The sequence below is a fragment of the Microbacterium sp. LWO13-1.2 genome, assembly GCF_038397725.1.
Classification (GTDB): domain Bacteria; phylum Actinomycetota; class Actinomycetes; order Actinomycetales; family Microbacteriaceae; genus Microbacterium.
Genome location: NZ_CP151634.1, coordinates 769,017 through 792,266 on the forward strand (window position 1 = coordinate 769,017; position 23,250 = coordinate 792,266).

Annotated in this window: 22 protein-coding genes; 10 read left to right on the top strand and 12 right to left on the bottom strand. The window is 65.3% G+C overall.

Annotated features, from left to right (window positions below; all coding sequences use genetic code 11):
* Positions 1–171: 171 nt before the first annotated feature.
* The 3 genes from MRBLWO13_RS03600 to MRBLWO13_RS03610 all read right to left on the bottom strand — a co-directional run bounded on the left by MRBLWO13_RS03600 (position 172) and on the right by MRBLWO13_RS03610 (position 4,661).
* Positions 172–3,636 carry an SdrD B-like domain-containing protein gene (locus tag MRBLWO13_RS03600; protein ID WP_341976424.1) on the bottom strand — a complete coding sequence of 1,155 codons (3,465 nt, stop codon included), beginning with the start codon at positions 3,634–3,636 and terminating at the stop codon, positions 172–174.
* Between the two features lie 240 nt (positions 3,637–3,876).
* Positions 3,877–4,194, bottom strand: a complete 318-nt coding sequence (locus tag MRBLWO13_RS03605; RefSeq protein ID WP_341976425.1) for a metalloregulator ArsR/SmtB family transcription factor — start codon at positions 4,192–4,194, stop codon at positions 3,877–3,879.
* Positions 4,191–4,661, bottom strand: a complete 471-nt coding sequence (locus tag MRBLWO13_RS03610; RefSeq protein ID WP_341976426.1) for an SRPBCC domain-containing protein — start codon at positions 4,659–4,661, stop codon at positions 4,191–4,193. Before MRBLWO13_RS03610 ends, MRBLWO13_RS03605 begins: the two co-directional genes overlap by 4 nt.
* Before the next feature lie 193 nt (positions 4,662–4,854).
* Between MRBLWO13_RS03610 and MRBLWO13_RS03615 the strand changes: the two genes are divergently transcribed.
* The gene (locus tag MRBLWO13_RS03615) at positions 4,855–6,426 is read left to right on the top strand and encodes an SDR family oxidoreductase (RefSeq protein ID WP_341976427.1); all 1,572 of its coding nucleotides are present in this window, start codon (positions 4,855–4,857) and stop codon (positions 6,424–6,426) included.
* Position 6,427: 1 nt separating this feature from the next.
* Here the strand turns inward: MRBLWO13_RS03615 and MRBLWO13_RS03620 are convergent, their stop codons facing one another.
* The 5 genes from MRBLWO13_RS03620 to MRBLWO13_RS03640 form a co-directional block, all read right to left on the bottom strand.
* Positions 6,428–6,907, bottom strand: a complete 480-nt coding sequence (locus tag MRBLWO13_RS03620) for a hypothetical protein (protein ID WP_341976428.1) — start codon at positions 6,905–6,907, stop codon at positions 6,428–6,430.
* A 59-nt stretch (positions 6,908–6,966) separates the two neighbouring features.
* Positions 6,967–7,416, bottom strand: a complete 450-nt coding sequence (locus MRBLWO13_RS03625; protein WP_341976429.1) for a hypothetical protein — start codon at positions 7,414–7,416, stop codon at positions 6,967–6,969.
* 90 nt (positions 7,417–7,506) lie between these two features.
* A complete protein-coding gene (locus tag MRBLWO13_RS03630; protein ID WP_341976430.1) occupies positions 7,507–7,893 on the bottom strand; it encodes a cupin domain-containing protein in 387 nt (128 codons plus the stop codon).
* 27 nt (positions 7,894–7,920) lie between these two features.
* The gene (locus MRBLWO13_RS03635) at positions 7,921–8,532 is read right to left on the bottom strand and encodes a LysE family translocator (RefSeq protein ID WP_341976431.1); all 612 of its coding nucleotides are present in this window, start codon (positions 8,530–8,532) and stop codon (positions 7,921–7,923) included.
* Between the two features lie 143 nt (positions 8,533–8,675).
* A complete protein-coding gene (locus MRBLWO13_RS03640) occupies positions 8,676–9,050 on the bottom strand; it encodes a VOC family protein (protein WP_341976432.1) in 375 nt (124 codons plus the stop codon).
* A 56-nt stretch (positions 9,051–9,106) separates the two neighbouring features.
* Here MRBLWO13_RS03640 and MRBLWO13_RS03645 point away from each other — a divergent pair, with 56 nt between their 5' ends.
* Complete coding sequence (locus MRBLWO13_RS03645; RefSeq protein WP_341976433.1) at positions 9,107–9,838, top strand: TetR/AcrR family transcriptional regulator; 732 nt, start codon at positions 9,107–9,109, stop codon at positions 9,836–9,838.
* Between the two features lie 37 nt (positions 9,839–9,875).
* Here MRBLWO13_RS03645 and MRBLWO13_RS03650 read toward each other — a convergent pair whose 3' ends face one another.
* A complete protein-coding gene (locus tag MRBLWO13_RS03650) occupies positions 9,876–10,730 on the bottom strand; it encodes a serine protease (RefSeq protein WP_341976434.1) in 855 nt (284 codons plus the stop codon).
* Between the two features lie 739 nt (positions 10,731–11,469).
* On the opposite strand from MRBLWO13_RS03650, the gene MRBLWO13_RS03655 reads away from it, so the two are divergent.
* The 3 genes from MRBLWO13_RS03655 to MRBLWO13_RS03665 are packed head-to-tail and all read left to right on the top strand — an operon-like array spanning position 11,470 to position 17,166.
* Positions 11,470–12,996 (top strand): class I SAM-dependent DNA methyltransferase, encoded by a 1,527-nt coding sequence (locus MRBLWO13_RS03655; RefSeq protein ID WP_341976435.1) that lies wholly within the window; start codon positions 11,470–11,472, stop codon positions 12,994–12,996.
* Positions 12,997–13,024: 28 nt separating this feature from the next.
* Positions 13,025–14,194 carry a hypothetical protein gene (locus MRBLWO13_RS03660; RefSeq protein ID WP_341976436.1) on the top strand — a complete coding sequence of 390 codons (1,170 nt, stop codon included), beginning with the start codon at positions 13,025–13,027 and terminating at the stop codon, positions 14,192–14,194.
* Complete coding sequence (locus MRBLWO13_RS03665) at positions 14,191–17,166, top strand: HsdR family type I site-specific deoxyribonuclease (RefSeq protein ID WP_341976437.1); 2,976 nt, start codon at positions 14,191–14,193, stop codon at positions 17,164–17,166. Before MRBLWO13_RS03660 ends, MRBLWO13_RS03665 begins: the two co-directional genes overlap by 4 nt.
* Positions 17,167–17,425: 259 nt before the next feature.
* On the opposite strand, the gene MRBLWO13_RS03670 is transcribed toward MRBLWO13_RS03665, so the two are convergent.
* From MRBLWO13_RS03670 to MRBLWO13_RS03680, 3 genes are all read right to left on the bottom strand, one after another.
* Positions 17,426–18,610, bottom strand: a complete 1,185-nt coding sequence (locus MRBLWO13_RS03670; protein ID WP_341976438.1) for an aminotransferase class I/II-fold pyridoxal phosphate-dependent enzyme — start codon at positions 18,608–18,610, stop codon at positions 17,426–17,428.
* A gap of 212 nt (positions 18,611–18,822) precedes the next feature.
* Positions 18,823–20,469, bottom strand: coding sequence for a SulP family inorganic anion transporter (locus MRBLWO13_RS03675; protein ID WP_341976439.1), 1,647 nt, complete (start codon positions 20,467–20,469; stop codon positions 18,823–18,825).
* 20 nt (positions 20,470–20,489) lie between these two features.
* The gene (locus MRBLWO13_RS03680; protein WP_341976440.1) at positions 20,490–20,834 is read right to left on the bottom strand and encodes a metalloregulator ArsR/SmtB family transcription factor; all 345 of its coding nucleotides are present in this window, start codon (positions 20,832–20,834) and stop codon (positions 20,490–20,492) included.
* A gap of 113 nt (positions 20,835–20,947) precedes the next feature.
* Here MRBLWO13_RS03680 and MRBLWO13_RS03685 point away from each other — a divergent pair, with 113 nt between their 5' ends.
* From MRBLWO13_RS03685 to MRBLWO13_RS03705, 5 genes are all read left to right on the top strand, one after another.
* Positions 20,948–21,127 (top strand): hypothetical protein, encoded by a 180-nt coding sequence (locus tag MRBLWO13_RS03685; RefSeq protein WP_341976441.1) that lies wholly within the window; start codon positions 20,948–20,950, stop codon positions 21,125–21,127.
* Positions 21,114–21,494, top strand: coding sequence for a hypothetical protein (locus MRBLWO13_RS03690; protein WP_341976442.1), 381 nt, complete (start codon positions 21,114–21,116; stop codon positions 21,492–21,494). The genes MRBLWO13_RS03685 and MRBLWO13_RS03690 overlap by 14 nt, the downstream gene beginning before the upstream one ends.
* A gap of 54 nt (positions 21,495–21,548) precedes the next feature.
* The gene (locus tag MRBLWO13_RS03695; RefSeq protein WP_341976443.1) at positions 21,549–21,905 is read left to right on the top strand and encodes a zinc ribbon domain-containing protein YjdM; all 357 of its coding nucleotides are present in this window, start codon (positions 21,549–21,551) and stop codon (positions 21,903–21,905) included.
* A 152-nt stretch (positions 21,906–22,057) separates the two neighbouring features.
* Positions 22,058–22,486 (top strand): DUF1622 domain-containing protein, encoded by a 429-nt coding sequence (locus tag MRBLWO13_RS03700; RefSeq protein ID WP_341976444.1) that lies wholly within the window; start codon positions 22,058–22,060, stop codon positions 22,484–22,486.
* Positions 22,487–22,577: 91 nt separating this feature from the next.
* Positions 22,578–23,183 (top strand): hypothetical protein, encoded by a 606-nt coding sequence (locus MRBLWO13_RS03705; RefSeq protein WP_341976445.1) that lies wholly within the window; start codon positions 22,578–22,580, stop codon positions 23,181–23,183.
* Positions 23,184–23,250 lie beyond the last annotated feature (67 nt).

Consider the following 23,250-nt stretch of genomic DNA (forward strand, 5'->3'; position numbering starts at 1 on the left):
TTGCGAGGCCACGGGACAAATCATACAGAAATGTGCACACTCCTGCTCGCATTGTTCTTCACATTTTGATCAAGACCACAAGGCTTAAATTGTCATTCTGCATTTCAGGCCGAAGTACGCGAAAGGGCGCGGGTCGGAGCGAATCCGACCCGCGCCCTCTCGGTGCGGTTGCTAGGCGGTGCGGCGGCGCCAGGCGAACATCGCGGCGCCAGACAGCATCAGAAGCAGCGCGACCCCTGCAATGCCGAGCGGAAGCGCGCCACCGGTCTGCGGCAGCTCATTCACACCCGGAGTGCCAGGATGAGCCGGGTCAACGGGCACCACCGGGTCGACCGGGTCAACCGGCTTCACCGGCTCGCGAACGATCACACCTGCATCCCACGTGGGATCGATGCCCTCGGTCGCGCGGATGTCGAACCATTCGTAGTCGTGCGTGAGGTGGATGTTGTCCTCCCCGAGCACGATCGTCTGAGTGATTCCGGTCGACGGGTCGGCGTCCGAATCGATCGCGTCGTCCGAGCCGGCATCCTGCTGCGTGAAGACGTAGACCTTCTGCTGCGTCTCGGTCAGCGTGAACGTGACCTCGTACTCACCTGCAGGCAGCTCGTCGAACACGTAGCGGCCGCGATCGTCGGTCGTCGTGGTCGCGATGACCTCGCCGTCCTTGATCAGCTCGACCGTGACACCTGGCAGCACCTGCTCGGAATCATCCTGCCGGCCGTCCTTGTCCGCGTCGATCCAGACGACGTCGCCGATGGCATACGTCTTGTCCGGTTCAACGGTCTCGCCCGGGGTGTTGAAGAGCACGACGTCCTCGGACGCTCCGCTCACCTCGACCGTGATGGGGCTCAACTGGTCGGTCTTCTCGTAGCCGGTCGGAGCGACATCCTCGCGCAGCCAGTAGGTTCCGGTCTCGGCGACGACCGGCGTCTTCCCCTCGGCGGTCACGATCTTGCCGTCGACGACGCGCAGGTCACTCAGCACCACGGACTGCTGGTCGTCCGCCAACACGGAGAACCGCGCGCCGGAGTCGGTGATCAGCTTGGTGGCATCCGTGCTGTCGCGCTTGAGCAGGCTCAGCGGGTAGTCGTTGGTCGGAGTGATCGTGGCACCGACGGCGCCGATCATGTTGGTGATACCGACGTTCGCCTTGTAGTCGACGAGTCGAACCTTGAAGTAGACCGCGAGCGTCTCACCGCTGACCAGTCGACCCTTCTCGACGGTGACGGTGTCCGCATCCGCGTCATAGACGGCCGTGATGGCCGAGCCGGGGACCGTGTAGCTCGTGCCGTCGACGGTCTGGCCGGATGCGATGTCACCCGGTGCGACGAATCCGACGAACTCCACACCCGCAGGCAGGAAGTCGACGACGTCTTCGACCATGTTGGTGAACGTGCCGTGCGGCATCAGCTCGACGCGGTAGACGAACTCGCTCTGTGCGAGGTTTCCCTCCGCATCCGTCTTGACCCGCAGGTTTCCGGTGAAGGCGTCGTTCGCGGCGTCGTAGACGCGCTTGCGGACCTCCATCTCGTTACCGAAGCTGGTGGCCTTCGTGCTGGAGCTCGATGTGTAGACGATCTCCTGCCCCTCGCCCTCGTAGCGCGCGGTATTGGCGATCTCGATGGTCTGCTTGCCCTGCAGCACGCGCGTCGGCAGCTTGAGCGTGATCGTCCATGTGCCCGTCAGAGGCTCTGCAGCAGAGGTGCCCCACGCGGCATCCTTCGGGAACGCCGCATTCGGGGCGATCACGAGATTGCCGTCGGCATCGAGCGACAGGTCGAAGGTGTCGCCGTCGAGCGGGTAGTTCCACTCGTACATCCCGGTGATGGATGCCCGGATCGCCGGCAGCGTCTCCTCGGTCACATCGAAGACGGAGTGGTCGACGACGTCGATGATGCGCGAGGACGCCGCGTCTCCGACATCCCGCCCGATCGTGAACGTGTACGGGACGGTGGTGGACGTGCCGCTCGTCACCGTGATGGCGCCGCCTGCGGTGGACTTGTCGAACCGCTGCGGGTCGTCGACGCCCCCTGTGGTGTCTTTGGGGGCGGTGATCGTCGTGGATGCACCCTTCCACTCGTACCGCCCGTCGGCGTACTCGAAGAAGGCACTGTTGTCGACGCGGTACTGGGTCTCGTACTGCGACTCGTGGCTGACGTTCTGCGGCAGCGAGTCGATGGTCGCTTCGGCCTTCAGCGTGTACGTCTTGGTGACATCCTGGCCGACGTTGATGAACAGGTTCTGCCCATCGATGACGTAGGTGTGCACGTACTCGTCTGCGGCGATCGTGGTCCTGATGTCGCCGGAGAGTCCGTCTGCCGGAGTCAGGGTGATCTCGTCGCCGTTCTGGTCGGTGACGACGAGGAAGTTCTCGGCGTCGGTGTTCCAGGATGCCTCGGCCGGCAGCGCGTCAAGGATGACGACGTTGCGCGACAGCGCGAACGGGCCGTCGGCGAAGTCGGCGAAGACGGTCAGGTCGGCGCGAAGCGTGTAGGTGACCGCGATGCCCTCACCGAGGGTGGCCCCGGCTGCGAGGGGCTTGTCGAGCGCCACGGATGACGGGTCGACGCTCTTGCCGAACGCGGTTCCGGTGCCCGGGCGCTGCTGCCCCTGAACGTTGCCCCGGATCGTCGTGGTCGTCGAGTGATCCTGGCCGTTGACGTCGACCTGGTTGGTGAGCGAGACGGAGTAGCCTCCGCCGTTGACCTTGTCGACGCCGTCGTAGGCCTGCTGCAGCTGGGCGCGCACATCGTCGAGTGCCGCGGCATCCGCGATAGTGGCCTTGTAGGTGAAGACGTAGACAGAGTTCGCCTCGGCTGCGAACGAGTGAGTGAAGCTCGTGCCCGAGATCACCGGGAGGCCGTCGAGGGCGGTACCGACCGGGTTGAGATCGTCGGCATCGCGCACGACCTTGGTGCCGGTGAGCGAGCCGTCGACGAACGCGAGGTTCGCGCCGAGTGTGTCGCTGACGGTGACGTCGCGGGCATCCTTGCTCGACACGGTGACTGTGTAGGCGAGTTCGATGTCGAGCACGCTCGGGTCGATGACGACCTCGCCGTTGACGACCGTGTGCGGGATAGAGGCCCAGCCGACCGTCTTGTTCGACCAGGTGCCGGTCTCCTGCGGGGTGTTGCCCGGCTCGGTCACGATGACGCGCTGAGTGGTGGTTTCGCCATCCACGTTCCAGACCAGGTCGCGCACCTCGGAGTTCTCCACCTCGTCGACGGTGAAGCTCAGGTCGAGGACGCCCTGGTTCACATCGGTGGGGAACGGGTCCTTGAAGGTGACGATGAGCTGACCCGCATCGTTGACCACGAGTGATTCGACGGCGGTGTTGCCGCCCGACACGACCAGCGCGGCGTCGGGGATCGTGATCCCCTCCGGAAGCGTGATGGTGGCCACGGCACCGTCATCCATGCTGCCGTAGCCCACCTGGAACGCGTAGGTCCCTCCCTCGGTGAGGACGGGCGAGCCATTGTGACTGCTACCGGATTCGACCGGGATCACGGTGACCTTGCCACCCGCGGCAAACGCCGGGGTGCTGAGGCCGCCAACAGCGAGCAAAGCGACCAGGATTCCGGCCAACCAGTGCATGAAAGTGCGCGCGCGCGAGTGCGGCGCGATGTACTCAGACATCAAATTCTCCCCAGAGAACAACAAAAAGGGACACGTGTGAAAACACGCGTCCCTGCGTCAACACCGCAATCGCGGCGCCCGATCATCAACCCCGGCTCAGGGTATGGATGACCAGGCGGGGGACAATCCCCTGCACTGAGAGAGACACTGATGGATCGCGTTCATTACGCGGTTCTCGGAAACCGATGAGAGTAGTTCCAGGATCGAGCTCGAGAGCCCCGCCCCGTCCTGCGCCGAAAACTACAGCCCTTCCGCGATCTCCTTGATCACGGCGAGACGGCGGTCCCAGTCGCGGCCGATCATGTCGAGCCGCTGCGCGGTGGCGCTGAGTTCAGCGCCGATCACCCGGAACCGCACCTCCCGGCCGACGCGAACGGGCTCGACCAGACCGACTTCCTGCAGCACTGCGAGGTGCTTCGCGATGGCCTGGCGGGTGACCGGGAGGCGCCCGGCAAGGGCGGATGCCGAAGCATCCCCCTCGCCGAGCGCCGCCAGGATGCTCCACCGGGTCTCGTCGCCGAGTGCCGCGAACATCGGAACCAGGGTGCCTGTGGTCACGAGGCACCTTCGAGCAGGGCGACGAGCTTGTCGAGCTCTTCGTCCCATCCGGTGCGGTGGCTCTCGAGGTTCGCGATCGGGTCGGAGGTGCGGTCGAAGCCGGTCTCGACGACGGTGAGCTGCGTGCCGCCCTCGACCGCTTCGAGCGTGAAGGTGAAGACGGTCGAGCCGCCCTCGAGGTCGGCGGTCGGGCCGCCGAGTGCATCGTCGTTGCCCCAGCGGTAGGCGATGAGGTTCGGCTCTTCGCGGGCCTCGATCCGCAGCGGGATCGAACCGTACTCGGGGAACGTCAGCGTTCCGGTGGCGCCGACGCCGGCACCGTCGAGCACGGCCTGGCCGAACCAGCGAGAGATGTACTCCGGCTCGGTCACGGCCTGCCACACCTTGTCGGGGGTGGCGGCGATGCGGATCGTCCGGCGCACCGAGAAGGTGCTCTCATCGACGACGGATGCCTCGTTTTCAGTCATGTTCACCATGATGGATCCTTTCGAGCGTTACGTGCGAGTGTTTGACGGCCGGTCGGCCATCTGCAACTCCAGAGTTGCACAACATCCTTCTTATTGCAACCATCAAGTTGCACCGGGTTGCGGCTCCGTACCCGCAAGCACGCCTATCCGCAAGGGACCTGGCGCGGGAGAAGATCCCTCATACGCTCGGGGCATGACCGAGCTCACACAGCCCACCGGCCACGAACCCGCCCTTCGCGCTGCACCCCGACCAGACGGATCCGCTCCGCGCGCACTCGTGCTGGGAGCGACCGGCTACATCGGCGGGCGGCTCACGCCCCGCCTGCTGGCTGCCGGATACCGCGTGCGCGTACTGGCACGAGACGCGGCGCGCGTGGCGTCATTCCCGTGGGGCGCCGAGTGCGAGGTGGTCGAAGGCGAGGCCGCCGACGCGGATGCTGTCGCGACAGCCATGGCCGATGTCGACGTCGTCTTCTATCTGATCCACTCGATGAGCGCCGGCAAGGGGTTCGAGGAGGCTGACGATCTCGCCGCGCATACGATCGCGACGGCGGCGGCCGAGGCGGGCGTGGGCCGGATCGTGTACCTCGGCGGCCTGCATCCCGACGACGTGAAGCTGTCGCCGCACCTGCAGTCACGCGTGCGCGTGGGCGAGATCTTCCTCGAGTCGGGAGTGCCGACGCTCGTGCTCCAGGCCGGCGTCGTGATCGGGTCTGGGTCGGCGTCGTTCGAGATGATCCGGCACCTCACCGATGTGCTGCCGTACATGCCGGCGCCGAAGTGGGTGCGCAACCGCATCCAGCCGATCGCCGTGCGCGACGTGCTGCACTATCTGCTCGGCGCCGCCCGTGTCGATCCCGAGGTGAATCGCGCCGTCGACATCGGTGGGCCCGACGTGCTGCGCTACGGCCAGATGATGAACGGCTATGCGGTCGAGGCCGGGCTCCCCCAGCGCGCCATCGCCGCACTGCCCGTGCTGACGCCGGGGCTCGCATCGCACTGGGTGAACCTGGTGACGCCGGTGCCGCGATCGATCGCGCGCCCGCTCGTCGCGTCGCTGCAGAACGAGTGCGTCGTGAAGGATCGCGCCGTCGACGAGTTGATCCCGCCGCCTTCCGGGGGCCTCACCCCCTACCGTCGGGCGGTGTCGCTCGCGCTCGGACGCGTGGGCGCCGACAGTGTGGAGACGAGCTGGCAGGATTCCGAAGTGTCCGGCGCTCCGAGCGACCCGCTGCCGAGCGATCCGGACTGGGCAGGGCGCACGGTCTTCACCGATGTGCGGTCGGTGAAGACGGAGGCATCCGTTGAGGATCTGTGGCGGGTGATCGTCGGGATCGGCGGCGAGAACGGCTGGTACTCATCGCCGCTGCTGTGGGCGGTGCGTGGCTGGATGGACCGGCTCGTCGGCGGGGTCGGATTGCAGCGCGGACGCCGCAGCCGGGCGATGGCGCGGGTCGGCGATGCAATCGACTTCTGGCGCGTCGAAGCCGTGGAGGTTCCGGGAACCGGGCCGACGGCCGAAGAGCGACGCGGCGGGCTGCTGCGGCTGCGCGCCGAGATGAAGGTGCCCGGATCAGCGTGGCTCGAGCTGCGTGCGGTGCCCGACGGTGGCGGCGCTCGGTATGAGCAGCGCGCGGTCTTCTTTCCGCGCGGGTTGGGCGGCCGCCTCTACTGGCTCGCGGTACTGCCGTTCCACGGGTTCATCTTCGCGGGGATGGCGGCGCGGATCGTGGGGGCGGCGGAGGGTGCTGATCTGTCGAAGTGATTCACGGCTCGAGCGAGCCGTGAATGACTCCCCAGGTCTTCGTCGACTCGTTCAGCAGCACGGGCACCGACGAGTCCGGGGCGGTGCGCGCGGCGGCGACGCACCCGGGCTGGCCGCAGGCGTGCGTGACGAACTCATCAGACGGCACCCGCAGTTGAAGTTGGTAGCGGATGCTCTCATCGGTCGTCTCGTACGCCGCGACCACGGGCAACGAGACCGTGGTTCCGACCTCTTTGAGCTTCGCGGCCGCCACGGCGTTGACGTCTGCGTTGAGCCAGAGACCGACGCCGAGCGCCACGATGATCAGGCAGCCGAGCAACACCAGCACGACCCCCCACCAGTCGAAGATCATCCGGACAGTCAGTGCGAACCCGCCGATACCCAACAGCGCCACGAGGATCGCAGTCACCCGCTGCGCCGTCACCTCGCTGCGACGGGCCAGGTCGACCTGCGTCCATTCGAGCGTCGCTGCACGGTTCATGGCACCACTCTAGAACCGGGCGGATGCCTGCGCCGAGGTCCGTATCACCGCGCTTCGGGTCAGGCCCGCTTGCGGCTCGCGATCCTGTCGGCGAGCAACTGCACCTCGGCCGGATCCGCGTCGCGGGCAAGGGCGACGTAGTGGTCCATGACGGCCGGCCGATAGCGCACGGGCATCGTCTGCCCCGGAGCGAGTCGGGTGAGCTCGGTGATCGTGAAGGCTTCGTCTGCGATACCGCGGAATGAGAGGCCGTCGGCGGTCTCGACGTCGAGCATCAGGACCAGGCGCGGGTTGCTGTTGACCTCTCGCCAGTCGACGAGAACACCGAGCGCAAGCGTCCCCGCGCGCAGTTCGGCATTGCGCGCGCGGGCATCGCTGCTCATGACGGGATTCGGGGTGACGCCCGGGAAGTCGGGCCCGACGCCGAGCGAGTCCCGACTCAGGTCGGGCCTGAGCTGCTCCATCAGACCGCTGTCCTTGTTGACCGAGTCGAACAACTTGTCAAACATCCCGCTGAACATCTTGCCGATCATCGTGACCCCTCCCTCAGCACTCGGGCCGGATTCCGGCCTAGCGCCCGTCGTTTCCGCGATTGTATGTCACGGCATTTCCGACCCGTCTTCGTCGAACTCGCGGAGCTGCGCCGTCATGTCGCCGCCGACATCGCCGGTGTTGACGGTGCCCTTCGGCTCGAACAGGATCGCGTGCACCTCTTCGGCCGCCTTCGGACAGTGCTCGACGCCCTTCGGAACGACGAAGATGTCGTTCGGGCCGAGCACGACGTCGCGATCACGGAGCTGGATCGTCAGCTCGCCGCGGATCACCATGAACAGTTCGTCGGTGTCGGGGTGGGCGTGCCAGACGAACTCTCCCTGCAGTTTCACCACCTTGACGTCGTAGTCGTTGACGCTGGTGAGGCGGTGCGGCTGCCAGTGCTCGGAGATCGTGGACAGGGCGGTCTCTACATTGCGGACGTCATCGCTCATGTCTCGAGCCTAGGAGAGCGTGCGCGGTCAGCGGCTCTCGATCGCAAGGCGGCCCGCAAGAAGAACGTAGGTCGCGGCGAAGGTGCGACGAAGCCACGTCATCACCTTGGGGCGGCTGATGACCTGGGCGCGCATCGTCGCGGCGAACACTCCGTAGATGGCGAACACGATGAAGGTGAGCGCCATGAACACGAGGCTGAGTCCGACCATCTGCCAGGTTCCGTTCGCGGCACCGGCCGGCACGAACTGGGGCAGGAACGCGAAGAAGAAGATCGTCAGCTTCGGGTTCAGCAGGTTGATGAGCACAGCGGTGCGGATGACTCGCCAGAACGAGACCGGAGCAGCATCCTCGTCGACCTGGATCGCCGACTTGTCGCGCAGCGTCTGCCAGGCGAGGAACAGCAGGTACGCGACGCCGAGCCATTTGATGGTCTCGAATGCGACGGCGGATGCGTTCAGGATCGCGGCGAGACCCGTGATCGCGGCGATCATGTGCGGGATTACTCCGAGCGTGCAACCGAATGCAGCGACGATGCCCGCCTTCGTGCCGCGCGAGAGACCCGCGGCGATCGAATAGACGGCGCCGGTGCCGGGAGTGGCGACGACCACGAGAGTGGTGATCAGGAATGCAATGCTCATGAACCCGCCTTCAGAGTCGTTGCTTCCGCACAGTACCTGGGCACACCGACGGGCGTCCAGTAGACAGCGAAACGAAGACGCGGGGCCCCGGCTGCTGCCGAGACCCCGCATCGGGTTCTGCCGGTTGGGTCACGCCATCCGACTCAGACCCACTGCACGAGCTGGATCAGCACGCCGTTCGGGTCGAGCACCTGGAAGTAGCGCTCGCCCCACGGCTCCGTCTCGATAGGGGTCGCGACGGGCACGAGGTTCTGCAGGCGCTCCCACTCCGCGTCGATGTCGTCGACGACGAACACGACGAGCAGGCCGGCGCCCGCAGCGGCGGCGTGCGTCTCGGGCTTGAAGGTCGCAAGCCCGGTGCGCAGATAGATGACGTTGAACCCGGCGTCGTCGCGCCGCAGCGAGACGAAACCGTCGGCCGCCATGGCGATCTCGAAGCCGAAGTGCTCGGTCAGGAAGGCGCCGGACGCCTCCGGGTCGGCGACGTTGAGGGAGATTGCGGATTCGGTGATGTTCATGGGAAGCATCCTCTCATATATTACGTACGCTGTACGTAATTAGGTACAATGAGAACATGACCGAAGATATTCCCGGCTTGATCGCCCTGCTCTGGCGGCATGAGCGCACGGCGTCGCCGAGACGAGGGCCGAAGCCCCGGTTCACGGTCGACAGACTGGTTTCGGCCGCGATCGAACTCGCGGATGCCGAGGGGGCGGATGCCGTCTCGATGCGCGGCGTGGCGACGGCGCTGGGGAGTTCGGCGATGTCGCTCTACTCGTACGTCCCCGACAAGTCCGCGCTGATCGCGCTCATGGCGGATCAAGTCACCGCGGCGATGCGCCACGGCGACTATGACGACCCGGATTGGCGCGCGCGGCTCGACCGCCTCGCGCACGACAACCTGGATCTGCATCTCGCCCATCCCTGGCTCGGCACGATCCGCGCCGAGACGCCGCCGCTCGGCCCGGGCGTCATTGGCAAGTACGAACGAGAGCTCGCGGCGATCATGCCGCTGGGCCTCTCTGCGGTCGACACCGATGCGAGCCTCAGCCTCATCATCGGGTTCGCTCGCTCATCCGCCGCCGACCTCGCGGCGGCCGTGGCGCCGGATCCCGGGTGGTGGCAGGTCGCCGGCCCCGCGCTTGCCGAGCATGTGACACCGGAGCGTTTCCCCCTCGCCGACGCGATCGGCAGCGCGGCCGGCGCTGAGCACAACGCCGCCTACGACGCCCGGCACGCATGGCGGTTCGGCCTCGACCGCATCCTCGACGGCATCGCGAGCATGACCGAATCCGGGAAGGCGTGAACGGCCGACGAGAGCATCCTCGCCGGCCGTTCCGTGATTACTTGTTGGCGGCGATGGTCTCGGTGATCCAGCTGCCGAAAGCAGTCACATCGGTGTACAGGCCGGGGCCCTTCTCGCACGAGGGGCTCTGCACGCCGGGCCCGGAGGTGACGCCGATCAGCTCCCAGCGGCCGCCGCTGCCGCGCTGAATCTGCGGCCCACCCGAGTCGCCGTTGCAGGCCATCGCGTCGGGGGTCTCGCTGAGTGTGCACAGGCGGGTATCTCCCGCGTAGCCGGGCCCGCAGTCGGCGACGTCGCCGCGGACGGTGTCGAGCTCACGGAGCTTCTTCGACATCTTCCACTTCGAAGGATCTTCGTTGGTCTTGGTGATGCCGAAGCCGAGGATGCGCGTGTCTGTTCCCGGAGCGCCTGCGGCCTCGGCGATCGCGATCGGCTTGTTCTTGACCGGGCGGTCGAGCCTGACGAGCGCGATGTCGTTCTGGTTGGGCTGGCCCTGCGCGTAGTCCGGCGACATGAACACCTGAGCGATGTCGCGGACGGTTCCGCCGGAGGTGCGCTTTTCGCTTCCGATGCGGACGGTCCCTTCGGCGAACGATCCGATCTCCCCGTCGAGGCAGTGTGCAGCGGTCACGACCCATTCCGCGTCGATCAGCGCTGCGCCGCAGTTGCCGTCCTTGAGGCCGGCGAGCGGAGCCTCGATCGGGATGCTGGCCATGAACGGGTACTTCTCGGTGGGCTGGGAGCCGTTGATGATCGACTTGACCCCGCCACGGTCAGCGCTCACGCCGCCGGGGAGGCTGGCGGCCGTGAGGGCGAGGCAACAGGCTGCGCCGGCGATGACGGCGACCGCCGAGCGGGCGACGATGCGGCGAACTGAGGTGATTCCAGACAAGGTGAGTCCTTCTTTTGGTGCATTCTGCAACGGGCAGGTGAGGCGAGTTCGTATCGATGAGTCCGGCTTCATCGGCGGGTTTCTCGACCTGCACGCGGGGGTGCTCTGCTCATAGTTCGACGCTACGAACTGCGGGGAGTTCGTAGCAGCCGGCTGGCTACCGGGTTAGGGGTGGGGCTGGCTATATGGGTGTGGCAGTGACGATGATCTCTGCCGGGCCGCGAGGCGTTTAGGAAGCGTCCGATGCGTTGAAGACTGTGCGCGCGGGGCATCGCGGGCACGTGCGCGTCGGACTACCGCCACCTCGCTGCGATGCGCCTGCGAAGGGGTGTACCTCATCGAATCGACCGATAGACAACCACTGATCGGATCTCAGTTGACCTGGAGCTTTGACGGCATAGGATCCGACGGCCTTCCAGTTGGGAAAGATTGCCCGTCATGCGGATTACCTCTCGAGCCTGGACGCACCGACGAATCGCTTTTCGTTGACCTGGTTGTGCCCGTCGCACGGCCCAGTCGAGATCACGCCCGATCCTTTGTCGAGTGACCGCTGATCGCTCGACGGTATTGATTCCGACATCTCCGGGTCCGATCGCCGACATGTCGTTGGTTGGGAGCGTGCAGTTCCGTCGCGCGAGACTCAATTGCGGCACCTACTGGTCGGTGGCGGCTACTACGGTGGGATCGTGCGGCGGGATGAGCCCGACACGACCCCGCCGATGCAACTAGGAGAGAACCGATGACGCTTGCGCCAGCCAATCCCGATCACCTCACGCAGCGTCAACTGGAACAGTCTCTGTGGAGTGCGGCGAACGCGCTGCGCGGGCCGGTGGATCCTGGTGACTTTAAGGCCTACGTATTCCCGGTGCTGTTCTACAAATGGATAAGCGACGTTTACGACTACCGCCACATTGAAGCCGTCGACGACCTCGGCGAAGACTGGTCACAGGCTCAGGAAGACGAGGAGTACCAGACCTTCATCATCCCCGAAGGTGCGCACTGGGACGACACGTACGACGTCACGAAGAATACCGGGACGAACCTAAACAAGGCGCTCGTCGCCATCCAGGAAGCCAACCCCGGCAAGCTCGCCGGCGTATTCGGTGACGTGAACTGGTCCAACCAAGAGCGCATCCCGCAACAAGCGCTGCGGTCGCTCATGCAGGTGTTCGAAAGGCTGACCCTCGACCCCGCACACGTCTCCGGCGACATGCTCGGGTCCGCATACGAATACCTGCTGCGGGAGTTCGCTGAAGCCTCGGGCAAGAAGGCGGGCGAGTTTTTCACGCCTCGTCATGTCGTGCACCTGCTAGTCAAGATCCTCGACCCGCAGCCCGGCGATTCGGTATGCGATCCCGCCTGTGGCTCCGCGGGCATGCTCGTCGAGACCGTCGAGGCGGTGAAGCTCGCCGGTGGCAATCCGCGGTCGATCAACCTCTACGGCCAGGAACAGAACCTCACCACCGCAGGCATCGCCCGCATGAACCTCTACTTGCACGGGGTGGAGGACTTCGAGATCAAACGCGGCGATACATTCCGCGAGCCCAAGCTCCTGGACGAGTCGGGCAAGCTTCGGAAGTTCAACGTCGTCATCGCCAATCCACCGTTCTCACTGGATAGCTGGCCGTCGCAGACCTGGGCGAAGGACCCGCACAAGCGCGCCCTGGGCAGTATCGTGCCGCCAGCGAAGAACGGTGATTGGGCGTGGATCCAGCACATGCTGTCGGTGATGGACCCGATCGTCGGGCGCGTCGGAGTCGTAATGCCGCACGGCGTGCTGTTCCGCGGCGGCCGCGAGGCTGAGATGCGTCAGTGGGTCGTCGACAATGATGCGCTCGAGGCCGTGATCGGCCTGCCGAACAACCTCTTCTACTCCACATCAATCCCGGTGTGCCTACTGATCTTCCGTGCCAACAAGAGTGCAGCGCGCAAGAATCATGTGCTCTTCATCGATGCTCGCGCACGATTCAAATCCGCCAAGAACCAGAACACTCTCGGCGATGACGATGTCGACGCGATCGACGCGGCTTACAAGCGTGGCGAGGACGTCGACGACGAAATCGGACTCTCCCTCGAGCTCGTGCACCGCGACGAGATCCGCCAGCACGCATATAACCTGAACATCGGTCGCTACATCCCGACGGAGACGCGTGCAGAGGCTGACGTCGACGCGGCACTGGCGTCGCTGCGTGAGTCGCAGGAAGCACTAGACGCGGCTCGCGCTGCGCTAGACCTGCGGCTGAAGGAAGCTGGCTTCGATGCGTGAGGGATGGCGCGAGGTTCGGCTCGGGGATGTGGCAACTCAGTACGTTGAACCGATCAGCGTGGAACCCGAGGCGTTCTATACGAACCTCGGCGTGCAATGGTACGCCGGCGGTACGTTCCAGCGCGAGCCGAAACGCGGCGCTGACATGAAGGCTACACGTCTCTACAGGGTCAAGCCGGGCCAGTTCGTGTACAACAGAATGTTCGTCACTGAGGGCTCGTTCGCGCTCGTCGCCGCTGACCATGCCGACGGAGTTGTTTCCAACGAGTTCCCGCTGTTCGATGTGAACTGCGCGGTCATGTTACCCGAGTACTTGAGCCTTCATTTCCAGCAACCGTCGGTATGGGCCGGTATCGCGGCGCAGGCAACAGGCACGACGAAGAGTCGCCGTCGCTGGAAGGAGTCACAGTTCAACGAGTATCGGTTCTCCTTCCCGTCACTCGTGGAGCAACGCCGGATCGTGGATCTGATCGCGGCCGTCGATGATGCCATCGAGACGGCGAATGAGGAGGCCACGGCTTCTTCCGCGGCTGCGGCAGGCTTGCGGGAGGTGTGGTTTGGCGCGGACGAGCAAACGATCTTGGCCGGCGAAGCGTACGATATTGCCGCTGGCAAGCAGCTTCAGAGATCGGTCCAAATCGGTGATCGGGTGCCGTATATCCGAGCTGCGAATCTCTCCGCGAATCAGGTCGACGTCAGCGATGTCAACGTGATGTACGCCACCGATCGAGATGTGGAGAAGCTTTCGCTGTTGGAGGGCGATGTCCTCATCGTCGAGGGCGGTTTCGGATACGGGAAAACGGCAGTATGGAGGAACGAGCTCCCCTCTCCGGTGATCTTCCAGAACCACGTTCTCCGAGTTCGATCGAAGAACCACAGGTACTCATCCCAGTACGCATCGATGTGGGCAAAATGGTGCTACGAGGCGGGCCGCTGGCGCCCAACAGGCACCGAGCTTCTGAACATCGGTGTGGGAAATGCTCGCCGAATGCTGCTTCGAAGCAGGGAATCCGATGGGCTCCCTAGTCTGCTTCAGTCGGCCTGGGCTCTCGACGAAGCAGCCAACGCAGCCCGCGCGACCGCCGATGCCCTTCGCACCCTGCGATCGAACCTGCTCACGGCGCTCCTGTCTGGTGAGCACGAGATCCCCTCGAGTTACGACAAATTCCTGACCCTCAACGAGGAGGCTGCGGCATGATCAGTTTTACCGAGAAGGGTACGGTCCAGGCCGCGCTCGTCGATCTGTTGAGAGACGCCGGCTGGACGTATATCGCAGGCAAGGACCTCCCACGTACAACGCAGCAAGTCTTCATCGAGGCCGACCTCCGGGAGGCTGTCGAGCGGCTGAACCCGGGGCTGGTTGGCAGGGCTGATGCGGTCCTGGCGAAGGTGCGCCAGGTGGCTCTGTCGGCATCATCTGAAGGTCTCATGGTCGCCAACGAGGAGTTCACAAAGCTCCTTCGCGGCGGAGGTACGGTGCTCATGCCCGACACCAATCACGACGAGCCCTTCCGGCTGATCGACTTCGAGCACCCAGCGAGAAACTCTTTGCTTGTGTCGGACGAAGTTCCCTATCAGGGCGCTCGGTTCGACGTGGTGCTGTGGGTGAACGGGATCCCAGTCGTGGTCGGCGAGACCAAGACTCCGGTCTCGATGATCAAGAGCTGGAAGGACGGCGCGAAGGACATCTACGTCGCATACGAAGAGCACCAGCCGGCCTTCTTCACGCCCAATCTGCTCTCATTCGCCACCGAAGGCAAGGACTTCCGGTACGCGGGGGTGCGGACGCCGCTGGATCACTGGCAGCGGTGGGGATCGAGCGCGGTGCCCGCTACGATCGAGGGTTGGGACCGCGTCGAGATGAGCGTGGCAGGTCTGCTAACTCCCCAGGTCGTGCTGAACCTCATCGAGCACTACGCGATGTACGATCGGCAGTCCGATGACGGCGCTGTGCGCACCGTCAAGCTGCTGCCGCGGTACTTCCAATACGAGTCCGTGGAGAAGATCGTCGCGCGTGCCACGTGCAACGCCGGCTCTCGGGGCCTGATCTATCACACGCAGGGATCCGGAAAGACGCTCACCATGTCGTGGGTGGCCACCCGGCTCTACTTCGATCCGCGTATGCACAACCCGACGATCGTCGCGGTCGCCGACCGCACGCAGCTGGTCACCCAGACGTTCTCCCAATTCACCTCGGTTGGTATCCCCGAGCCAGTCAGGGCTCAGAGTACTTCGGCCTTGCAGATGGCCCTGCGGACGGGAGAGCGGGGCATCATTGCCACCACGGTGCACAAGTTCGCCGGCGCTGGCGCCCTGACCGACCGGGAGAACGTCGTTCTGCTGGTGGATGAGGCCCACCGCACCCAAGAAGGTTCACTCGGCTCCGACATGCGGGCGGCGCTGCCGAACGCTCACCGATTCGGGTTCACCGGCACCCCAATTGCAGACCTGGATCGCAACACGTATCAGTTGTTCGGCGACGAGCAAGATCCCGGCTGGGCGCTAGACACGTATGACTCTGATCGATCGATCGCCGATGGCACAACTGTGCCGATGAGGGTTATCCCCAGACCCGTCCGGTTCGAGGTAGCTAAGGAGGAGCTCGACGCAGCGTTCGATGCTCTCGCGGAAGAGGAAGAGCTCAGCGACCAGCAGAAGGAAGCTTTCTCCCGCCGGGTCGCCAACGCTCGCGCGATCTTCCACAACCCCGACCGGATCAAGAAGGTCGCCTCCAACATCGTCGCCCATTTCTACGCGTCGATGGATCCGCACGGCATGAAGGCGCAGGTCGTGGTCGCGGACCAAGAGCTCTGCATCCTGTACGAACATGCTCTGCGGGAGACACTGGCCGAGACTGGACGCGACGACCAGGTTGCCGTGGTGATCTCCGCCACAGGTAAGACCGAGTTCGAGTCCTTCAAGCTCTCCGACGGCGAGGAGGAGGCGCTGCTGGACCGGTTCCGTGACGTTAATGACTCGCTGAAATTCCTCATAGTGACGGCGAAGCTCGGTACCGGTTTCAACGCCCCCATCGAGGGCGTCCTGTACTTGGACAAACCGATGAAGCTGCACACACTGTTCCAGACCATCACCCGCACAAACAGGCCATGGCGCAACCCGCAGACCGGCTTCGTCAAGAGATACGGCACCATCGTGGACTACGTCGGCCTCGGCGGAGCGTTCGCGCGCGCGATCGCTCCCAGCAACCCCGAGCACGCGCAACGGCAAATCGAGACGGACGGCCTACTGACAAGCCTGGAGGCAGCATTGCGCGAGATGCGGCGCCGGTTTGTTGGGATCGACCGGGACGGTTCAATGAATTCGCTGCAGTCGGCTCTGGAGCGTCTGCCCCAGAACAGCGAAGACCGCTCCGAGTATCGAGCTGAGTATCTCTACGCGCAGGGGCTGTGGGAGACGATCGCACCCGACGAGCAGCTCACAGCCTGGGAGTCCGACTACCGCTGGTACGCCCAGGTCTACGCAGCCATCCCCAGCGAAGCGGACGAGGACGACATCCTCTGGGAGCGGTTGGGACCGAAGACCCGCCAGCTCGTGCACGAGCACATGCGCAACCTCAGCGTCGACGACCGCAACATCGCCGTCGTGATCGCGGACGCCGAGACGATCCGAAAGATGACTGATTCCGGTCAGTTGCCGCCGGTTCTGATTGAGTACGAGGGCAGATCCGCGCAGGAGATCGTCGACGGCCTTACCGCCCGGATACGCAAGAAGCTCGAAGGTAACGGAACGAACACGGCAACGTACAGTTCGATCGCCGAACGCCTGGACCAACTGCGGCAAAGGGTGATCTCGGATGCGGATGATTCGATCGCGTGGCTAACGAAGCTGTTCGAGGTGGCCGCAGACCTGAAGACCGCCGAGGAGGCCGACGAGGACGGCGTGCTCGTCGACTTGCCGGACCCAAATGTCGGGATGCTCACCCGCATCTTCGAGGAGCACACCCCCGACGGGATGACTGTGATGGTCAGCCAGATTGCCGCAGAGGTCGACGCGCTCGTGCGCCATGCGGTGCACGAGAAGTGGACTACCAAGGAATCATCCATGAAGGCTGTCAAGCGCGAGCTTAATGCGCTATTTAAGAAGTACGCGCTGCCGCGAACGGGGGAACCCATGGAATCTGCCTGGAGGTACATCCTCAAGCACTACTGACACTAGTGAACGGTGTCGTGCCGATTCGAACAACCGCGAACAGATCCTGCAGCCTCCTCTTGCAGAGAGCGGCAGTAGCGCACAACCTCTTGATCCCGTCTGAACAGTGTTCCGTCGCACACAAAGGGCCAGTACTAGAGGCGACGCGGGTCCAGGGCTGGGACGGAGACCCCTTCGCGAACGACTGAGTGAGCCGCGGGACGATCTACTCCTACGTGCACCGGGGCTGCCGCAGCATCCGCAGCCGGAGGCATCCAACTCAGCCCCGCCCCAGCACCGCCCCCATAGCCGCAACCGCCTCGTCCAGAATCGGCCGCGGCGTAGCGAACACGACCCTCACATAGTCCTCATACCCGCGCCCGAGCAACCGCCCCTCGGTGAGCACGACCCCCGCCTGCTCGCGGAAGAACTCCGCCGGCGGTCCATCAATCCCCAGCGCCTTCGTATCGATCCACCCGATATAGGTCGCCTCCGGCGCCCGATACACCGCACCAGGCAGATGCTCCGAAACCAGCGATCCGAGCAGCGACCGCGATCCATCCAGATACGCGAGAACCCCGTCGAGCCACGGCTTCCCCAGTCGGTATGCGGCGGTCGACGCCACCACACCCAGCGTCGCCGCGCCGTGCTGCACCGAGAACCCGAACCCGCGGTAGAGCTCCTGGTCGGCGTCGTTCGAGGTGATCAGCTGCGCGGTCTTGAGCCCCGGTATGTTCCACGCCTTCGACGCGCTCGTGCCGGTCACGGTGTGCGCGGCCGTCGCATCCGACACCGACGCGTACGGGATGAACGGCCGCCCGTCGAAGCGCAGCGGCGCGTGGATCTCATCGGCGAACACCCGCCCGCCGTGCCGTTCGACGATCTCAGCGATGGCTTCCAACTCGGCCCGTGAAGCTACCGTGCCGGTGGGGTTGTGCGGGTTGCACAGCACGAGGGTGCGCGCACCGGCGGCGAACGCGTCATCGATGCGCTGCAGATCGTGCTGCCAGCGACCGTCGACCTCGACACCAGGAACCTCGATCACCGGATGCCCGATCGCGGGCAGGTACGAGAGGAACGGCATGTACGCCGGCGTCGGCACGATCACCGGCGACCCGGCCGGCGCGTACTCCTCGACGGCCACCCGGAGCACCGCCATCACATCGGAGACGGGATGCACACGCTCGGGATCAACCGCCCAGCCGTACTCGTCGCGCATCCAGTCCGACGTCGCGACACCGAGCTCCGCCGCCACCGGGGGCGAGAGGTAGCCGAGGTTCTCCTCGTCGATCGCGCGATGCATGGCCGCGGCGATCTCGGCGGCGACGCCGAAGTCCATCTCCGCCACCCAGGCGCCGATGCGTCCGGGGTGCAGACTCCACTTACGGCTCTCCGGCCGGTCGAGGTGGAACCGGGTCCGGGAGTCGAATGGATGCTGGGCTGTGCGCGTGCCGTCGTCGATCATGGCGGGCGGCTCTCAGCTCACTCGCCGACATCGACAGGCGGCGCTCACCAAAGAGGAGCCGGCCTCCGCGCGCTGGCCGAGACAGGACGAGCGACGCGGCTGATCGCCGGCGGTCGTGGTCTGGATCTCGGGCACGGGGCACTCCTTCGTCGCGGAACCCCCAATCTAGGGACGCCTCCGCGCCGCCGCACGTCTCATTTCCGTCCGTGACGTCAGGCAGGCTTGGAGTCGGTACCTATGGCGCGGTGGATGTGGCTGCGGGCGTGGGCGATCGCGGGCGCGAGGTCGGTGTAGAGGTGGTTGTGGTGACGGAGGGACGCGATCACGCCGATGCGGGTGGCGAGCTGCAGATGTTCGGGCGGGATCCCTTTGATGAGGACTGTGATCCCGCGGCGCTCGAGGGTGTGGACGAGTTCGGTGAGGACCTGGGCGCCCGTGGCATCGAGGACCTGCAGGCCGGAGAGGCGCAGGATCACCACGGACACGTTCTGGATGGCTCCGATGCCGGTGACGATGCGCTCGGCTGCGCCGAAAAACAGGGCCCCGTCGAGGCGGAACACAGCGATGCGTTCATCCCCGGGCTCCGCGGGCGGGGGAAGCTCTTCCCGGTGGACGCCAGCGGAGTTCGCGAGGCGGCGCAAGGTGAAGAACGCAGCGGCGAGGATGCCGATCCCAACGGCGTAGATGAGGTCGACGCTTACGGTGATCACCGCGGTGATCACGAATACAGCCGCGTCGGAGCGGGTGGAGCGGAGGATCGTGCGGACGGTGGTGAGGGAGATCATCCGGATTGCGGTCACCATCAGCACCCCCGACAGGGCAGCAAGGGGAATGATCGAGACAACGGTGCTGGCGACGTAGACGACGATCAACAGGATCAAGGAGTGGACGATGGCCGCGAGGCGGGTGCGGCCGCCGGAGCGGATGTTCACCGCCGTGCGAGCGATCGCGCCCGTCGCAGGCATCCCCCCGAACAGTCCGGATCCGAGGGAGGCGAGGCCCTGGCCGACGAGTTCCCGGTCGGCGTCGTACGGGCCGGTGTCGGAGATCGAGGCGGCGACTCGTGCGGACAGAAGCGACTCGATCGCCGCGAGCGCCGCGATCGTGAACGCCGGCCCCACCAGCGCCAGCACCGTCGCTGGATCCCCGATCGGGAGGATCGGGGCGGGCAGCGATGTGGGGAGTTCCCCGATCGTCGGCACCGGAACCCGGAACACCACAACCAGCACGGTGACCACGATGATCGCGATGATCGAGCCGGGGAGCGCCCGGTGCAGTTTCGGGGCCAGCACCATGATCGCCGCGACGCCAGCTGCGACGGCCAGCGACCACCACATCGGGCCCAGATCGACCGTCCCGGCTGCTTCGATGGCTGCGATAGCGGCGCTACTGCTGTGGCCGGCGACCACCCCGAGAGCAGCTGGGATCTGCTGCAGGAAGATGATGATCGCGATCCCCAGCGTGAAGCCCTCGATGACAGGCCACGGGATGAAGGTCACCCCGTTCCCCAGGCGCAGCATCCCCGCGAGGAGCACGATAGCCCCGGCCATCACGCACACCAAGGGGAGAACGGTGATCCCGTGAGTTGCGATCACCGGGCCGAGAACGACGACCATCGCCCCAGTGGGGCCGGAGACCTGCACGTTGGACCCACCGAAGACGGCCGCAATGACCCCGGCGATGATTGCGGTCACCAGACCGGAGGCGGCGCCTGCACCCGAGGACACCCCGAATGCCAGAGCGAGAGGCAGCGCCACGACGCCGACCGTCACGCCGGCGAGCAGATCTCGCCGCCACGACCGCGGGACCTCCCGGTAGTCCGCCCATCGGGGCAGCAGCCCGACCAGTCCTCGAGTCATCGGTGCGACCCTGGGATCTGTTACGCCGTGCCGGGGCGCGAAATGTCGGGAAGCGACGCGGCGGATACCAGCTGCTGCTGAGTCGAGTACAGCACCTCGGTCAGCAAGGCGCGGGCCGCGCCGAGAAGATCCACGACCTGTGGATGCGCCACCCGGTAGAACACCAGGCTTCCTCGACGTTCGGCTGAAACAAGATGATGCTTACGGAGCACCGACAGGTGCTGCGACAGATGCGACGCCTCCAGCCCCGTATCAGCCAGCAGGTCGGCCACCGAGGTCTCCGGTTGTGAAGACAGCACCTCCAGCACCCGCACCCGCACCGGATGCGAGAGCCCCTTGAACAGGTTCGCCTTCACTTCGTACAACGGACGCTGCGCACCCCACGTCTCCGCCACAAGAACACCTCCAGTTTGATGAATCCATCATATGATGGAAATACACATTCCTTGTTCGCACCGCTGCACCGATTGGACTTGCGATGAAGAACGCCTTCGCTCTCACCCTCACACTAGGGTTGCTGCTGTTCGGGATCTGGCTCCTCGGCACCGCGTTCTCCGCCGCAACCGGGCAGGCACTTGTCTTCATCGGCGGCCTGCTCTGCATTGCCCTGGCCTGGATGATCCCCCTGCTCATCCTTCCCTCCCGTGAACGACGCTAACCCCACCACACTGCACCGCGAGCTTCCGCACGTGCGCCGCGCCACCCTGACCTGCACATATCAGTCACCGACTGGGAAACCTATCCAGCTCCGCCGCGGGGCCCATGTCCACGTCGGCTCCCCCGATCACCCACGCCAAGGATTCGAGTTCGTCCTCACCGCCGACGGGCACGGATGGGTACCCGCACGCCACCTCACGAACGACCGCCCCACGGCCGTCATCCGCTTCGCCTACGACACCAGCGAACTCGATGCCACCGAGGGCGACCGCGTCACCGTCGTCGTCGACGACCCGCACACCGGGCAATCCTGGTGCCGCACCCGTGACGGGCGCGAAGGATGGCTCCCCCGCCACATGCTCGGCTGACCTCACCCGCCCTGCGGTGTGATGAGTTCATCATGCCGCGGTATCGTGGAGAGCATGGTCGACGCGCTTCCTCTCTGCCCTTCCTGCTCCGGTGAGCACACCTACGAAATGAGCACGCTCTACGTCTGCCCGCTGTGCGGATTCGAATGGGCCGCGTCCACGCCGTCAGACAACGAGACTGCTCCGCAAGGCCTCGTCGTGAAAGACGCGGTCGGCAACGTGCTCGCCGACGGAGACACAGTCGTGGTGACGTCCTCGATCAAGGTGAAAGGCTCTCCGCAGGGCATCAAGGCCGGAACGAAAATCCGCAACATCCGCCTCATCGACCCTGTGAACGGGCACGATGTCGACTGCAAGGTTGATGGATTCGGAGCCATGCTGCTGAAATCGAGCCTCGTGAAAAAGGCCTGACCAGGCCGCGAGGCGCGAGGCTCGATCCGCGAACCGGAGTACTGGTACAAGTGCTATCAGACCGATCCGGTCGATCCTTCGATCTCGACGCGCACCTCGATCCACCGCACCGCAGCGGTCCCGCCCGAGGAGCGCGCCTCTAAGCTGGCCGCATGCAAATCGAGGATGTCTTCACAGCTGTGGCCATCGGGTTCGAGGCGCTGGGCGCAGGCGCCATCGTGGTCGGACTTGCGATCGCGGTCGTGCTCGGCGTGCGCTCACTTCGGCGCGGCGAGAGCGGCCGGAAGGCATTCGCAGTGGTGCGCAACGCCCTGGGCTCAGCGATCCTGCTCGGACTGGAGATCCTCGTCGCCGCTGACCTCATCCGCACGATCACGTCGAAGCCATCCATCGAGAGCGCGCTGGTCCTCGGCCTGATCGTCCTGATCCGGACCGTCCTGTCGATCTCCATCCAGATCGAGATCGAAGGCGTCGTGCCATGGCGACGTGCGCTGCTGCGCAGCGGCGGGAGCATGCTCGCCGACGCCATCGATCGCGACAGGCAGGCTTCGGACCAGCACCCTGAAGACTCTCCGAAATGAGGCCGACCGCATCGTCTGACGAGAGAGCTGCGCCTGTCGTCGAGTAGGCGGAGAGTCAGGGTCACCGCAGCGCTGATGGGAAGATGGTGACATGACCCCGTCGAGGAAGCCCGCCGTTCTGCGCGGCTTCGCGGCGGCGTCGCTGGCGACATTCGCCGCACTGGCGGGTCACGTGACGGGTGGCGGGCAGATGCCCGGCCCGTTGGGCATCGTGGTGCCCTGGATCTTCTCGTTCATGGTGTGCGTGCTGCTCGCGGGGCGGAAGCTCTCCGTCCTCCGCTTGAGCATCTCCGTCGCAATCAGCCAACTCCTGTTTCACGTCCTGTTCGTTCTCGGCATGATCGAGCCCTCCGGAATCGCAGTCGGTCACGTGCACGGCGCTCCCATCGTTCTGTCCGGCGGTGCCGGCATGACGGAGGCCGTTGTCGCGGACGGCACGATGTGGTTCGGTCACCTGCTGGCCGCGATCGCCACTGTTGCCATCGCGCATCGCGGGGAGCGGATGCTGTTCGCTCTTCGTGAGCTCGCCGTCCAGGCCGTTCTCTGGGTGCGCCGTCGCGTGGATGCTGTGCTGGGCTCGCCCGAGCTCCTCGACGTGCGCGATCTCGGCCTGGCGCTGGACCGCACTCGCCCTCTCGAGTCGCGGATACTGGCGACTCTTCGGGGTCGCGCCCCACCTGCGGCTCACGCGATCTGATCCGCACCGGTTCTCATCTGACACCGGTGTGTTCCCGCCCGGGCGCAGTGCGCACCCAGGGCTTCTG

Bases quoted from the DNA above. Each gene is read 5' to 3' on its own strand.
- MRBLWO13_RS03700 (WP_341976444.1), top strand. From the start codon at position 22,058: ATGCAAATCGAGGATGTCTTCACAGCTGTGGCCATCGGGTTCGAGGCG.
- MRBLWO13_RS03685 (WP_341976441.1), top strand. From the start codon at position 20,948: ATGAAGAACGCCTTCGCTCTCACCCTCACACTAGGGTTGCTGCTGTTC.
- MRBLWO13_RS03705 (WP_341976445.1), top strand. From the start codon at position 22,578: ATGACCCCGTCGAGGAAGCCCGCCGTTCTGCGCGGCTTCGCGGCGGCG.
- MRBLWO13_RS03640 (WP_341976432.1), bottom strand. From the start codon at position 9,050: ATGAACATCACCGAATCCGCAATCTCCCTCAACGTCGCCGACCCGGAG.
- MRBLWO13_RS03645 (WP_341976433.1), top strand. From the start codon at position 9,107: ATGACCGAAGATATTCCCGGCTTGATCGCCCTGCTCTGGCGGCATGAG.
- MRBLWO13_RS03625 (WP_341976429.1), bottom strand. From the start codon at position 7,416: ATGTTTGACAAGTTGTTCGACTCGGTCAACAAGGACAGCGGTCTGATG.
- MRBLWO13_RS03620 (WP_341976428.1), bottom strand. From the start codon at position 6,907: ATGAACCGTGCAGCGACGCTCGAATGGACGCAGGTCGACCTGGCCCGT.
- MRBLWO13_RS03695 (WP_341976443.1), top strand. From the start codon at position 21,549: ATGGTCGACGCGCTTCCTCTCTGCCCTTCCTGCTCCGGTGAGCACACC.
- MRBLWO13_RS03675 (WP_341976439.1), bottom strand. From the start codon at position 20,469: ATGACTCGAGGACTGGTCGGGCTGCTGCCCCGATGGGCGGACTACCGG.
- MRBLWO13_RS03615 (WP_341976427.1), top strand. From the start codon at position 4,855: ATGACCGAGCTCACACAGCCCACCGGCCACGAACCCGCCCTTCGCGCT.
- MRBLWO13_RS03670 (WP_341976438.1), bottom strand. From the start codon at position 18,610: ATGATCGACGACGGCACGCGCACAGCCCAGCATCCATTCGACTCCCGG.
- MRBLWO13_RS03655 (WP_341976435.1), top strand. From the start codon at position 11,470: ATGACGCTTGCGCCAGCCAATCCCGATCACCTCACGCAGCGTCAACTG.
- MRBLWO13_RS03610 (WP_341976426.1), bottom strand. From the start codon at position 4,661: ATGACTGAAAACGAGGCATCCGTCGTCGATGAGAGCACCTTCTCGGTG.
- MRBLWO13_RS03630 (WP_341976430.1), bottom strand. From the start codon at position 7,893: ATGAGCGATGACGTCCGCAATGTAGAGACCGCCCTGTCCACGATCTCC.
- MRBLWO13_RS03600 (WP_341976424.1), bottom strand. From the start codon at position 3,636: ATGTCTGAGTACATCGCGCCGCACTCGCGCGCGCGCACTTTCATGCAC.
- MRBLWO13_RS03665 (WP_341976437.1), top strand. From the start codon at position 14,191: ATGATCAGTTTTACCGAGAAGGGTACGGTCCAGGCCGCGCTCGTCGAT.
- MRBLWO13_RS03635 (WP_341976431.1), bottom strand. From the start codon at position 8,532: ATGAGCATTGCATTCCTGATCACCACTCTCGTGGTCGTCGCCACTCCC.